Origin of the sequence: Microcystis sp. BLCC-F210 (assembly GCF_042134685.1) — a bacterium.
GTDB classification, from domain to species: domain Bacteria; phylum Cyanobacteriota; class Cyanobacteriia; order Cyanobacteriales; family Microcystaceae; genus Microcystis; species Microcystis aeruginosa_D.
On the sequence record NZ_CP169647.1, the window covers coordinates 2,059,666 to 2,073,689 of the forward strand.

Here is a 14,024-nt window from a genome sequence, read left to right on the forward strand (position 1 = left end):
ATAATTCATCATTCATAATTCATAATTCATCATTCATAATTCAGGCTCTTCTAGGTTCTGTGTGATCAGTTTAACTTACTCTATGATCGATCGATCTTTGTGTCCTCTGTGTCTGGAGTGGTTCCTTCCACTCCCTCGCTCTTGAGGAATGTATCTTAGAATACATTTTACCCACCAAACCGGGGAGAGCCGATTTTCCATTGAATCAAACCAAATCAATCGACGATTAAAGCAGTCAAACCTATACTAGGTAAGCATTTGGGCGAATTATGCCAAAATACTCACTCTCATTAAGAAAGAAATCCTAAAAGCCTTAATTCTCGTGCTTATTGAGAATGAATCTGTTAGTTTGGCGAGTTTTGAGATTGTAGAAGCCTCTCTGTGAATGCGTTTGAGGCACCTGAATCTTTAGGTTAATTTTCTCCCCTATTATAAGTAGTCGTGCAAAATTAATTTCCTAGTGAAGATAGGCAAAAGGCAGGAGGCAAGAGGTGGTTAGATATGTGTAATTAATTTTGCTTAGGTACTTAGCTCAAATTGCCCCTCTCAAACTCCGAAAAACAGCGATCGCCCTTCTTAACCTCAGCTAAAAATGCGATCGCCACTGATTAAGCAATAGCAAATTCTGTTAATTCACGACTTGCAGGATCATGAAATGCTAAAACAATATCTTCTTTGGGAATCCCTGCTTCTAATAATTGAGAGGTGATTCCTATTTCTGTCCAATCCTGTTCAATATAAACTCTTTCATTTTTAATACGAATATGAATCTGAATATTGTTAATTTTCTTTTTGTTTATCCAACCAATAGACATCCATAGATAATGATCATGATTTTCATCAAAAATTAAACAGGTTTCTAGTTTTTTTTTGGATGAGCTATTCGCAATTGTGTCTAGCTTTGTTAAGGTATTTTGAATAATTTGGCGATAGTTAGTTAGTTTATCCATTGGACAATTTCCTCTTTTTCGATGTTGACAACTAATAAATCTAATTGGTGTCTTTTAATAACGGCTTGAATAGATTTTCGTTGAAAAAAAGTCTCATAAATTTCATCTTTAATAGCCAGATAGATTTCTTGGTATTCATCTTGCCCTAATTGAATAAGATCACGATAAAAAATATATTGCCCCAAAGCCATTTCAAAGTCTTTGATCATTGAAGGGCCAAGAAAGCTTTTAATTTCAATGATAATTTTACGTTGTCTTTGTTCTTCGGAAATATATTTCTCGATCGCTAGGTCCGGATACAATTCAGCGTCTTCATATTCAATGGGATAGGGATCGGCCGTAATTGTCCAGCCGTCTTTAATTAAGGCATTTTTAACGGCTTCGTGATAGAGGTCTTTGGCTGGCATTTGCCTCCTTCTATTTTGATCACTGGATTTATTATAAGCGATCGCCCTCCTCTTTTCACAGTAAAATAGCGATCGCCTCTTCCAAATTTTCATTAAAAACGCGATCGCCTATCGGTAGATGTCCTTTCGATGTCCAATATCTAAAATAATCACCTTTTTTGCGGAATCATCTATCCCGTAAATAACGCGATAAACTCCAATCCGAATCCGCCAGCCTTCTCGTCCTGTCAGTTTGAGACACCCTGCTGGTCTTGGATTGTCAGCTAATGCTCTAATCCCGTCTCGAACTTTCTGATAACTATCTTGGGGAAGATTAGCTAAAGCCTTAGAAGCTTGTTTTTTAATCGCAATAGTGTAATTCATTGACGACTATTTTCAATTTCGGCGATCGCCTCTTCAAAAGGAATTTCTTCCTCTTCCGAAATAGCTAAATCATAGGCTCTAATAGCATTCAATTCTTCAGAATCTTCTAGGAGTTTTCGATATTCCTCTATATCTAAAAGAATACCGATTTGATTACCCTGTTCATCAGTAATATACTTTTGCTTTAATGGCATTGATAATTACCTTGTTTGTTAATTTTATCCCCTATTATAGCTCAAATTTCTCCTTCATTCTCAACTCAACAGCGATCGCCCTTCTCAAACTTAATAAAACAGCGATCGCTCCAATTAAAGTTAAGATGAGAAACTATACCTCAACTTATCCTAAGAATTAAAGATTAAAAAGTATTTCCTATTCTACAAACTAATGGTATTAATTTAGCTAGAGTTGAGGGTTTGACTTTAGAAAATTGGAATGCTATAATAATGCCTAAATACCAATATTCGGAATAAGTAATTATGCCATCTTTAGACTTCTTAATTAAAGAATTGAATAATAATGGTAGCGAAGTAATAGATATAATTAAAATTTATTCCCCAAACACCATTAAGCAAAAAGTTATGGGAAATCCGACATCGGGCAATTTCGGCTGGATTGCAACTGCTCAATGAAGACGAAATAGAACAAGAACTTGCTGCACGTCGAGGAGGGTGCAGTGAGTCATGAAATTGCTGGCACTTACGGTTTAGCGGCGATGGATGCACTTCACGTTGCTGCTGCGCTGCAAATTCAAGCTGATGAACTAATCACCACCGAAAAGCCAACCAAACCAATGCACCGAGTCAGGGAAATTCAGATTGTTTCAATAGACATCTCTTTTGCATGAGTAGAAAACGGGTTTCTCCGAGAAACCCGTTTTCTGTGCGTTACTCAGTCTCAACTTAGTTGGGGTTTAACAACCTTTCTAGGTTTTGTTCACAGTTCTCTTTATGGGAGAGCATATTTAATTTTTCAGAAAGATGTAAAGCTCGTTGCCAGTGATTAATAGCTGATTTAAGATCATGGGTTTTTTCTTCAAATTCTGCCAAAATAATTAAAGTCTCTAGTTCTACATATCGTTCTCCAATATCGAGGGCAATATCTAAAGCTTGATTAAGATATTGATAGGCTAGATCATCCTTTCGAGTGATACTATAAATTTCTCCTAATCCAGCGCAAGCATGGGCAACACCTGCCACATCTGAAATAGCTAAAGCTCTTTTCTTTTGTTGTTTAAAGTATTTTTCAGACTCCTGAAAATTTGCTTGTTGCCAATAAATTGCGGCTAAATTTCCCAAAGAAAAAATAATTCCTGCTTCATCGGTTATTTGCTCAGATAAATCAAGACTTCTTTGAGTATAATCGATAGCTGTATTCAAATCATTGATTCGCCGGTGTGCTTCTCCTAAATTTCGTAAAGCCGTTGCTTGATAAATAAGATTTTTAATTTTTTCTGCCCATTTTAAGTATTTTTCTAAACAAGGAATAGTCTGGTCAACTTTTCCCTGATAACCATAACAATTACCCAGATTTGAATGGGCAACATTAATAATCTCAAATTTTTCGTCACAATCGGGAATAATCTCGGCTAGATTTAAAACTTCATTCAGTACTATTTCAGCGCTTAAATATTCCCCTTTTATTCCATCAATTGTTGCTATATTTACTTTTCCTCTTGCTTTCCAAAGAGGATTATTTAATTGCTCTGCTAAGGATAACAGTTTCTCTGCATAATTTTTTGCTTGGTCTAATTGTCCTAATTCTCGATACATATAACCAAGTTCACTTAAACAGAGAAAATCGGTTTCATTGTCAAGATTTCCCAATAATTCTTTACACAGTTTTATGCCCTCTTCATAGCGTCCCCAGATGCGTAATTGTTTGTGCAAAGGGAAAGAAGTTGGGTCATGAATTTCTAAGGGTAAAGAAAATAAAGATTTAGCTTCTTTATACCAACCTAATCGACACAGACAGAGAAATGCTTCCACATAACGACTTGCCCGTTCTTGAATAGAGAGCTGCTGTCCCATTTTATCCTTAATATGGCGTTCATAACCAATTAAATGCCAGATAAATGCGCCAAAATGTGCTTTTTCAAAATGACTCCCTGTCGCCCCTAAAATTTCCCCTTTTTGTTTAACTTGAGCGAGTTCTCCAAAAACAGTAAAATCGATACTTGTGAGACGTTCTTTGACTCTTAATTGAGGAGATTGAAAATCATTCATGATTTGGTTTTCCTTCTTTTCTTTGGGTAGATACTAGACGCTTGAAAGCAACATTGCGAATTAAACTATGCTGTTTGATATGTGGTTCATATCCCGGTTGTTTTTGAGTTTCTACTAAATAACGGTTAAACAAGGTAAAAAGAGCTAGGTCTAAATCTTGTTCCTCGTATTCTGAGAATAATTGAAGATTTTCAAACCACGCATTTTTAAATTCAAAAGATGAATAAGTGGAGCCATAGATAAGCAATAAATAAGCAGTTTTAAAAGTTTTTTCAAGTCGCTCTATTGTTCTTTCGACTTCCTCCTCTAGCAGTTGTTTTCGTAATTGTTTGGTCATTAAGTTAACTTTGTAATAATCATCAGGATTGGCTTTTTGAGCTTCATCAATCATTTCTCTTAATCGTCGAAATCGGGATTTATTCTCCTCATAATAAATGCTGATATCTCCATTCAGTCTATCAATAATATCACCGGAAATTAAGCGGATAGCGAGAGGATGTCCTTCATAAAGTTTTCCGATCTCTTTAAGGTAAGCAAGGTTACGTCCATGAAGAATTAATTCGACTTCTGCTTGTTGAAATAAGCGCTCAAATAACTGTAAACTTTCCTGATCCTCTAATCCCATTAATGGCTGAATATGCCAATATTGAGCTTGACTAAAAGTTTCAAAATCTTCAGGCTTATCCTGCGAAGTTATCACAATTCGAGTCTGACAATCTTCGGCTTCTAATATCCTTTGAAAAAAGACTCGCCAGAGGGGGTCTTTAAAGCGATTACTGCCATCTTGTTGTTCTCCTTGTAAAAGATTTTCCATTGAATCAAACCAAATTAATCGACGATTATTGCTCAGATGATTAACCAGTTGAGTTAATAATTGTTCTGGGTTTTTTGCTTGTTTTGCCGTAACAGGTTCATCGCCACGATTGAGTAAATCAATAGCTGTGCTGATAAAGTTTTGTGCTTCTGATTGCGACTGTTGATCCTCCCGTTGATTAAACCCATCAAAATCAATAGGCGGTTCAGGAGGAAACCCTTCTTGACACAAAGCTAAGGCCAATTTGTAGGCGAGGGCAGTTTTCCCAATACCTGTTATTCCTGTAATTACGACAATGCGACAATCGCCTCTTAGTTTTTCCAGTAAATCACTTTGAAGAGACTCTCGCCCCACCCAGATAGGCTCGATATCTTGAGTCAGTTTTTGCAAAAGATTATCTAGATCTGCGACTTTTGAAGGGTCGATGTTCAAAGCTCGACAAAAGGAAACAAAACCTTCCGATTGAATGTTTTTACCCCTCAAAAAATGATCTAAAGTCTCTGGTGAGCAGGAATTGGCATAGGAAAATCGGTAATCCAGATCTTCTACCCAGTCTATACGAGGTTGACAAAATTGACTAGCCTCGGTGCATAAGTATTTTCTAGTCCAGCCTTCTTTTTGTTTTTGCGCCCATCGGGTTTTGACTTGCTCAAGTCCCGCTACGGAGAGTTTTAACTTCATTGCTCTCTATTCAATCTACATAAGTTTATTTCTCTATTGTTGATCAATTATCCCCAGAAATTCTCATTTTTTGAAAAATTTTCTCTCAAGGTGACTAAGTACATATCAGCTATTTGCTCAATTATAGGTATAGAAAGCCATTCAAGCTTTCTAATTCTTTCTAATTCCAGCTTCTTTTGCTTTTTGCGCCCAAAAATCATCGTTTTGCTTGCTTATCCGTAGAAATCTAAGGATTTCTATCGCTTTACTCCCAATGAAGAGAGCCTCATTGCTCGTTGTCCTCTTCCTAAGGGTAGCAAAATGGCTATTTCTCAAATAATCAACCAAACCAATGGTAAACAGTTTATCTCATTATCATCTACATCGGTGCGGCTACTGTCGTCGGATGGAGTTGATGTCAATCACTTATTTAGCGGTCAAATACCAGAGCGTCACTATGAGCAACTTTCTTGTTGGCTTAATTTAAAACCAAACGAGGAAAAGGACTTAACGGCACAAACATTTGCAACGCTAAAGACCACAAATTACACCCAAAAAGATCCCCTATTCACTTTAAGGACTGTCCGAAGAATGTTACAGGATAACGGTCTTCTCTTTGTCTATGATATATCCCAAACCCCTGATATTGAGCAATATGTGAAGATTCTGTTTTCTTGTGCTGGATTTATTGTGTTAAATAACATTGGCAACTGCTGGATTCTTAGCAAAAGAGCCTTACTTTCTTTTGATGTGCCAAAGGTCAAAGGTTATCTGGTCAAGGAAGCGGAAACACCGGCAGAAATTGAATCCTATTTCTTATTTCTCAAGAATCGCTATCCTGAGTCACAAAATTATTGCAAAGAAATCGACGATTTATTTACTCACCAATCGGTTATTTTTCTAGCCTATCCTGAACAGAATCCCTCTCAGGTAATCGGTGTTGCACGTTATACCTATTCTCTGGCTGAATATGGCTACTATTTGCCTTGTCAACTGGCAACACTTTGTGAAGGAAACCACACAGGAAAGCATTTGATGTTACCCAAAAATGTAACAAGCATCGGAGAAAGTCTCTCTCTATATGATGAAAAGGGAACCGGCAAAAAAGGAACAAGTTATCTTGTTTATCAGCAATTGATTCGAGCTATCTTGACTTACAAACATGATATCGCTCACACTGAAATTTCCTACACGACTTATCCAAAAGGGGACGAAACAATTGAAGCACTGTATAAAGAACGTTTTGGATTTAAGCACACTCTACACGATAATGAAAAAGTTTGCTTAAAATATGGAACATTTGCCGGTCAATGGTATCTCATTGAACTGGAGCAGTGGATGATTAAGCATCAGTACCACAACGCTGACCAGATTTTTCATAAACACAAGGAAGCGTTTGCGGTGTGAAGTCTGGCTCAATAGGTTGCCAATAAATACTAGATTTTGGGAACTTAAGGTAAATTACCCTGAAAATTGGCTATATCCTTAAGTGTCCCGAAGTTGAACTAGAGTCTTAGCGATGCAATGCCTTATCCCACAAAGACTTACAGCTTTTCAAAAAAAATTTGCATCGGGGAAAGTCCCCAATTTATGATAGGGACAATTCAGAAACTTAACATCTTATAGTGCTTTTCATGCCACTGAGGTATCGACAAGTTTTGCCAACAAAGGGTTTAAGCTCCTTAGCCATACCTTATTCTGATGAAAACTGCTATATCTAGTCCAATCTTTTATGAAGTGGACTTCCATGATCAGCTAGAAACCTAACCCCATCATAAATTTTCATGTCTGAAGTATCACGTCCGAACTTTTACGAATTATTAGAGATAGATCCAAGTCAGCCTTGGTCAGATGGAGAATTTAGCAAAATTCTTAAAATTAAACAAGGAGAATGGACTAAAAAAACAAAAAATCCTAAATATAAAGTTGAATATACTGGCTATCTGCAAATGGTTAAGTTGATTGAGCAGATAATGAAGGATCCTAAAAGTCGTGAACAAGAAAGAAAGCAAACTCTTGAAAGTCAGTCAAAACAAGCTCAAATCTTCAAGCAACAGTTTGAGGGAGATTTAAAGGGTATAGTCGCTAAAGGCTATATTTTAGAATCTGAGGTAAAAAATTTGATTACTAAGTTTTCCAGCGTGTTCTCAGAATCAGAGATTCGCCGTCAAATTAGTAATTTAGGGATTGAAATTAAGACTAAAGAAGAAGCAGATAACCCCGAAAATATTAAGATCAACAACATAGATAAAACAAAAATTGGTGAAATTGAAAATAATTTAAAAAGTTTAAATCAACAAGATTTGTACAATTTTCTAGGACTCCCCAAAACCACTAGAACTGATGAATTGTGTGCAGCAGCAAGCAACCGATATGAAGAAATCAAGAAAACAGGTCAATCAACAGCTGAAGCAAGTGCTATTATGGCACTTGCCGGACACGCTAAAACCTTTTTTAAGGATGATGAAAAAAGAAAAATTTATGACTTTTCTCTAAGTTTACAAGTTTTTCAATCTTTAGAAGATGCAATTGATAACATTACGCTTCATGAAAAAATCATTTATGGAAAACAGTTTACTTATTTACTAGAATTAGCCTTTTCTAGAGGGATAGATGTTGAAAAAGCAAAAAAGCATATCATAACCTATGGACGAAATAAAAAAATTGCTGTAGAAATGGCAGGAGTTGAAGCGGTCAAACAGAAAATCGCTTGTCCTCAATGCCAAACCATTAATGAGCGGGATCAAGATTTTTGCTCAAATTGTGGAAGTTCTTTAAAAATAAAATGCCCTAGTTGTGGACTCATTTCTAGTATTGAAGATCGGGCTTGTTCTAAGTGTTCTTTTCCCATTGGGAATGAGTCAATCGTGCGTCGTTATTTAGTGGAGAGTCAAAAGTTAATTCATCAAAAATTTTATGAAGACGCAGTTAACCATCTTAATTTAACCCAACAAGCATGGTCAAGTCCCTTGATATCTCAGACTCTTAACGATGATTTAAGTAAACAAATTAGCCAATTAAAAAGTGAAGCAGAACAGAAAAAACAGAACCTAATTAATTGTCAACAACAACTCAATCATGCTATTAACGAACGTCTTTATTACGAAGCACGTCGTATTTTACAACAGCTAAAGCTTGAATTTGCTTCTCTTGATTTAAACAGAGAAGAAAGTAAAATTGAAGCAGAAATTCACAAAGCTGAATCAGAATTAGAAAAAGTGCGTCAACTGGAAACTCAAGGGGAAGATGCAATTGACCTCTATCAAAAGGTTCTTTCGATTTGTAAAGATTGTCAAGCCGCCAAAGACGCATTAGCCAAAACCCCACCGCTTCCTGCTAGTCAACTTTCTGCAAACAAGAGCCATAAAATCATCAATTTATCTTGGCAAGCAAGCCCTTCTAAGAAAGTTGGTTATACCATTATTAGAAAATATCACTCCCAACCTATTTCTAGTAAAGATGGAGAACAATTAGATACTATTTTTAGTACAAGTTATGATGACAACACGGTAGAAAGTGGTAAACCAGTTTATTATGCTATCTATACTAATAGAGAAGGGGTTCTTGCTGTTAATTCTGCCCAATTAGAGCAACCAATACTGTTAACCAGTGAAGTTTCTAATCTGGTTGCTCAAGCAATGGATACGCAAGTTAATTTAACTTGGACACATCCTCAAAATGTTACTGAAATTCAGATTTATCGATCTACTCAACCGTTCAATACTTCTAATCAGGGTGAACGAGTTGAAGTTATCAATATCAGCAACGTTATTGATAAAAATTTAGAAAATGGTAAGAAGTATTATTACCTAATTTATAGTTTATTTAAAAATTATGATGGCAGTCTTATTAAAAGCCAAGGAATTACTATTGATGTTATTCCCGAAAAACCCCCTTCTCCCCTAGAAGATTTAACCATTGAGGTGATTAAAACTGACCCTTATTACCAACTGAAACTATCTTGGCAATTACCCACAAAAGGAGAAGGAGCAGTCTTACAAAGCGATTCTTTTCCCGATTTCGGGAAAACACATTTATTACCTCAAGGCTCTTTATCAGAATATGGCAAAGTCTTACAGGAAACAAATACATCTGTAACTATAACAATTGAAAAGAAAGGAATTTTTTACTTTACCCCAATTCTTTTATTTCAAAAAAATGCTTATCTTGGCAAAACCAGAGAGTATGTCAATGTTGATGATGTTAGCAATTTGAAATGTCAAAAACAGACAAATGAAATTCAAGTTCGTTGGAATTGGCCAGAAAATTGTCAAGAAATTATTCTTTCTCATGGCGAGCGCCAATTTCCTTCAAGTCATAAAGACTCAAATGCAACCCACATTAAAGTTACAAAAAATCAATACAATCTAAAAGGTTATTATCCCATAACCAGTATTACTAATAGAGATTATTTTATTGTGGTTTATGCTGTCTTTAATAAAGCAGGACAAACCTTAATTGCTTCAGGCTTAAATGAATCAGCACGGGTGCGAATTAGCCTATCAACTCTAATGAAGATTAATTACGAAATCTCTAGGGAAAAAAAGGGATTTGGGTTATTTAAAGGAAAACTTTTGCTGATCATTAATATCAATGGCAAAGGGCAAATGCCAGACTTAGTTTTAGTTTATAAACAAGGAGGGAAGCCAATTAAAAAAACAGATGGAGAAACAGCTTTAACCATTTCATCAACAATACTTCAGGAGGACAAAACAACTTTTACTTATGAACTAAAAGAACAAAATCGTTGTTACGGATCTTTATTTATAGCCAACGATAGCCTTTATGAATCCCAAGGCGGTTATGTTCGTATTAACAAACCAGAAATTGATAAATTGGAGATGTTTTAAATGTCTAAAATTCTTTGTCCTTTTTGCTTTGAAAAAACAGAAGTCTCTCAACTTGAATATCGATGTAGTTATACTCGTTGCTCAGGAAAACGTGAAGATGTCATTTTAGCCCAAGCTCAAGGGCTTCTTAGCCCTACTATAGAAGGTTTAGTCTTTACACCCACAAAAAAAGGATTAGGTCGTTTGTTCGGAAAATCAAATCAGTTAGAAAAATGTCCTAATTGTAACAAAGAAACTTCTATAAAAGTATGTCCAAAATGTCACTATAACTTAAAGTATCTGTCAGGAGAAATAGAGGAAAAAATGATTGCTATTATGGGAGGACGAAGTAGTAGCAAAAGCACCTATATTTCAGTTTTAGTTAATCGTTTACAAAATGAAATTGGCAAAAATTTTAAGGCAGGAGTAATGTTCACTGATGACAAAAGTCGCACAATTTATGAAGAAATTTTCCGTAAACCAATTTTTGTTAGGGAAGAAATTTTACAAGCGACTGTCAGTAGCACTGTTGACTCCCGTGCGAAAACACCAATGATTCTTCGTGTAACTTTTGACAATAACGGTCAACGTAAAGCGGTTAATCTTGTTTTATTTGATACAGCAGGTGAAGATATGGAAGATATAGATATTATGTCTTCTGAGGCACGTTATCTTTGTGAAGCGGATGGGATTATATTCATCTTAGATCCTCTGCAAATTGAAACAGTAAGACAGTTAGTAAAAGAGGATTTACCTGATAGATTAGAAAGCGCAGACCCCAATCGAATTGTTGAACGTCTTTATGAATTACATGAACAAAAATTGAAAATTAAAGCTGGTAAAAAAATTGAGAAACCGATTGCCTTTACCCTATCTAAAAGTGATGCTTTATTTCCCTTTATTGAAGCGGATTCAGTTTTACATCATTCAGGAGAACATTTTGGTTATTTAAACTTACCTGATGTGGAATCAGTCCATACAGAAATTTGCACTTATCTTGAAGAATGGATGGGATCTGCATTTGATAACAAAGTTAAAACCTATTTTAATTGTTATCGTTATTTTGCCATGTCTCCTTTAGGGAAAAATCCTATCAATGGAAAGATTGAAGGGTTGTCTCCTTTAAGAATTGAAGATCCCCTTTTATGGCTTTTTTCTCAATTTCAATTTATACAAGGACGGAAGTAAAACAATGGTTATCCAACAACAATACTATACATCTTGTCGAACAGAAACTAGGACTGGCTATCAAATTAAGGCTGAATCTCCTAATTTTGAGAGTGAAAAACGTCAAATTTTAAACCGATTGATTGGATACTCTATCCCATCAGGTGTTGATGTCAAAGCAATCAATACTCATCCCATTGCTTTACGTTATTTTGTTAATGAAGAAGATGCTTTTTTAGTTTGTAGTCAATCTAGCGGACAAGATGAATTTGGCAGAGATGGAAATTTCTTTGCTCATAGTTTGGTGGGTACAGTTACAGAAATCTCTACTATTCCTAGCATTTTTTCGTGGAAAAGTCCCTTCTGGGTTAAACAAGATAAATCCTCACAAACTGCTTTACCAACTTTAAATGAATTTAACCACGAAATCACGTTTAATTTTGATTCAGTTTGGACATTTTTAAAAGATAAAAAACGACAAGAATGGTTTTATAAGTTGATTTGTGCCGTGATTGACTATGAACAATCAAAACGAAAAATTATTATTATTGATGATAATGAAGCGATTACTTATTGGATTGCTAGTCTCAGCACTATTTTACATCCTCGTTATGTCAACTATCTAACTTTTGCCACCTACCACCATGATCCTTATACGGCTCCTTTTATGATTACAGGAACGACCGAAAATTCTAACTTTCGTTGTAGCAATGATGAATATTACTCTTACTTTATTCTTAATGTTCCCCAACAAAAAGTTAGTGATGTTCCCGAATCGGATTTGGCGATTTATCTATTAGAAAACTTAGATGAGCAAAAGTATGAGAGTCAGATTTTAGAGTTTTACGAATGGTTAGATCGCTATAGTTCTGATTCTAAATACTTGAGTAAACATTTAGATTATTATATCAATTTTCAAAGAGCCATTAAGGGAGAAATAGACGCTTTGCCTTTTGCTAAAGTGATTGAATCTGCACAAGTTATCATCCAAGAGCAAAGTCAAAAAAACTCACATAGTCAATATGTACAACAGGATTTAGAAGATTTATCTTGGGCATCTTATTTATTAGGAAAGGCACTCATTAATCAAGAACAGAGTGATTTGCTTACCTCTTATATTAATGCTTTAAAAATGCTCAAAAAGATAGATAGTTATTTTCTTAATCAAGCTGATAAAGCTATCTTTATTTTTGTTTCATTAGTTCTTAACAAACAAGAACAAAAATCTATGACTTTATGGACTGCTCTAGAGTCTCTTTATTCACCTGCATTACTTAAAGAACATCTTAATTCTTTAGATTTTATTCAACAATTTACTCAGCAATTAAGAAGTAATGACTCGGAACAATTATTGATTTTCTGGAAACAGATTGGCAAAGAATTAACCTTGTCTTCTAGTAATCAGCAGAATTTGAGTATCATCTTAGCAAAAACATTCTCAGCCATTCCAGAGCAAGAGCTATCAAAAAGATTAAGAATTCCTGTGAGTGCATCAACTTGGATTAAAGTTTTTCTAGAAAATGCTAAACTCTCGAAAGACTTTATTCTTGATAACGCTTTACTCTACAAACAAAAATATCCTAATTCTCCTGTATTTGAATGGATTTACTATGCGCTTCTTCAACCATTTTCTTTTGACCAAAGACCTAAATATTTTTGGACTTACTGGCAAAAATCTTCTTCGCTCATTCCAGACTTACATAACTATGAATTACAAAGAGATATTTTACAATCTCATTCCACCTCACAAGCCATTGATGTTATTTATTTATGGTTAGATTATCTGGCTCAAAAATTACATAAATCAATAGTAAAAGAAGCTCTAGAATTTATCTGGACACAACCACAGTTTGAGCGACAAGAATTAGCTGAAACTTTATTGCAAAAAGATAAGTCTGAAAGTATTTTTGAAATTGATATTTATAATCAGTTAATTCAAGATTTACTTTCCACTCTTCAACTTAATACCCCCACAGAATCACTTGCTAATATTTACACCAGAGTTTTAGCAAATCCTAACTTATCCATTTCTCAAGAACAAACACTTATTTTACAGGGGTCATTAGATATGTACCATAATCGTATTTCCGAAATGAACATTGAAGCTTCAAACCAACGTTATCAAACTTTACCACCAGAAAAATATGAGGAAGAAGTTGAAAAACTATTAGAAAAATTCTTTGCTCAAAAAACCCCTGAAAAACTTACAGAAGAACACTTTAAAGTCGTTCAAATTGCTTATGTTATTCGACATCGTGATTTATTTTGGGATATATACTGGTCGAATTTTTGCCACTGCTTAGTGGAAGAACAAAGAGTTAATGACATAGTTTTGATTATGGATTTATGGTTTAACGTTTCTTCCCATTTAGCAGAAAAACTCGGTTATTTTGTGCCAGAATTTTTTATTAACTTACCCAATGCCCTTGAAGAAGTATTTAAAAATAAAGGCTTTGGGAAGGTCAAAAAAGAGTTTGAAAGCAAAATTAAAAGAAAAAGTTGGTATCCTATTATCCAACCTATTTTTGAGAATACACGCTCCAATATTATGGGAAAAATTTCTAATTTCTTTAGTTGATTAACTTACCGATCATTTTGTTTATTAAGGA

General features: G+C 34.9%; 12 protein-coding genes and 1 pseudogene. 7 read left to right on the forward strand and 6 right to left on the reverse strand.

The window, feature by feature from the left end; translation table 11 throughout:
* The first annotated feature begins 61 nt into the window (after window positions 1–61).
* Window positions 62–250, forward strand: a pseudogene (locus tag ACE3JL_RS09920) (hypothetical protein).
* A 358-nt stretch (window positions 251–608) separates the two neighbouring features.
* Here the strand turns inward: ACE3JL_RS09920 and ACE3JL_RS09925 are convergent.
* The 4 genes from ACE3JL_RS09925 to ACE3JL_RS09940 all read right to left on the reverse strand — a co-directional run bounded on the left by ACE3JL_RS09925 (window position 609) and on the right by ACE3JL_RS09940 (window position 1,914).
* The gene (locus ACE3JL_RS09925) at window positions 609–950 is read right to left on the reverse strand and encodes a XisI protein (protein WP_130756624.1); all 342 of its coding nucleotides are present in this window, start codon (window positions 948–950) and stop codon (window positions 609–611) included.
* Complete coding sequence (locus ACE3JL_RS09930; RefSeq protein ID WP_002767573.1) at window positions 938–1,357, reverse strand: XisH family protein; 420 nt, start codon at window positions 1,355–1,357, stop codon at window positions 938–940. The genes ACE3JL_RS09925 and ACE3JL_RS09930 overlap by 13 nt, the downstream gene beginning before the upstream one ends.
* Window positions 1,358–1,465: 108 nt before the next feature.
* Window positions 1,466–1,720, reverse strand: a complete 255-nt coding sequence (locus tag ACE3JL_RS09935) for a type II toxin-antitoxin system RelE/ParE family toxin (RefSeq protein WP_375329383.1) — start codon at window positions 1,718–1,720, stop codon at window positions 1,466–1,468.
* Entirely contained in the window at window positions 1,717–1,914 is a 198-nt protein-coding gene (locus ACE3JL_RS09940; RefSeq protein WP_002760112.1) for a hypothetical protein, read from the reverse strand. The genes ACE3JL_RS09935 and ACE3JL_RS09940 overlap by 4 nt, the downstream gene beginning before the upstream one ends.
* Before the next feature lie 285 nt (window positions 1,915–2,199).
* Here ACE3JL_RS09940 and ACE3JL_RS09945 point away from each other — a divergent pair, with 285 nt between their 5' ends.
* Together ACE3JL_RS09945 and ACE3JL_RS09950 are read left to right on the forward strand one after the other, a co-directional pair.
* Window positions 2,200–2,352, forward strand: a complete 153-nt coding sequence (locus ACE3JL_RS09945; protein ID WP_158524796.1) for a hypothetical protein — start codon at window positions 2,200–2,202, stop codon at window positions 2,350–2,352.
* 20 nt (window positions 2,353–2,372) lie between these two features.
* A complete protein-coding gene (locus ACE3JL_RS09950; protein ID WP_190723405.1) occupies window positions 2,373–2,567 on the forward strand; it encodes a hypothetical protein in 195 nt (64 codons plus the stop codon).
* 55 nt (window positions 2,568–2,622) lie between these two features.
* On the opposite strand, the gene ACE3JL_RS09955 is transcribed toward ACE3JL_RS09950, so the two are convergent.
* A complete protein-coding gene (locus ACE3JL_RS09955) occupies window positions 2,623–3,945 on the reverse strand; it encodes a tetratricopeptide repeat protein (RefSeq protein WP_375329384.1) in 1,323 nt (440 codons plus the stop codon).
* Window positions 3,938–5,440 carry an ATP-binding protein gene (locus ACE3JL_RS09960; RefSeq protein ID WP_375329385.1) on the reverse strand — a complete coding sequence of 501 codons (1,503 nt, stop codon included), beginning with the start codon at window positions 5,438–5,440 and terminating at the stop codon, window positions 3,938–3,940. The genes ACE3JL_RS09955 and ACE3JL_RS09960 overlap by 8 nt, the downstream gene beginning before the upstream one ends.
* Before the next feature lie 300 nt (window positions 5,441–5,740).
* On the opposite strand from ACE3JL_RS09960, the gene ACE3JL_RS09965 reads away from it, so the two are divergent.
* From ACE3JL_RS09965 to ACE3JL_RS09980, 4 genes are all read left to right on the forward strand, one after another.
* The gene (locus tag ACE3JL_RS09965; protein WP_375329386.1) at window positions 5,741–6,826 is read left to right on the forward strand and encodes a hypothetical protein; all 1,086 of its coding nucleotides are present in this window, start codon (window positions 5,741–5,743) and stop codon (window positions 6,824–6,826) included.
* A gap of 377 nt (window positions 6,827–7,203) precedes the next feature.
* The gene (locus ACE3JL_RS09970) at window positions 7,204–10,269 is read left to right on the forward strand and encodes a zinc ribbon domain-containing protein (protein ID WP_271991077.1); all 3,066 of its coding nucleotides are present in this window, start codon (window positions 7,204–7,206) and stop codon (window positions 10,267–10,269) included.
* The gene (locus tag ACE3JL_RS09975; RefSeq protein ID WP_008195823.1) at window positions 10,270–11,436 is read left to right on the forward strand and encodes a hypothetical protein; all 1,167 of its coding nucleotides are present in this window, start codon (window positions 10,270–10,272) and stop codon (window positions 11,434–11,436) included.
* 4 nt (window positions 11,437–11,440) lie between these two features.
* On the forward strand, window positions 11,441–13,993 hold the full coding sequence (locus ACE3JL_RS09980; RefSeq protein ID WP_271991075.1) for a hypothetical protein: 2,553 nt from the start codon (window positions 11,441–11,443) through the stop codon (window positions 13,991–13,993).
* Window positions 13,994–14,024: the final 31 nt, after the last annotated feature.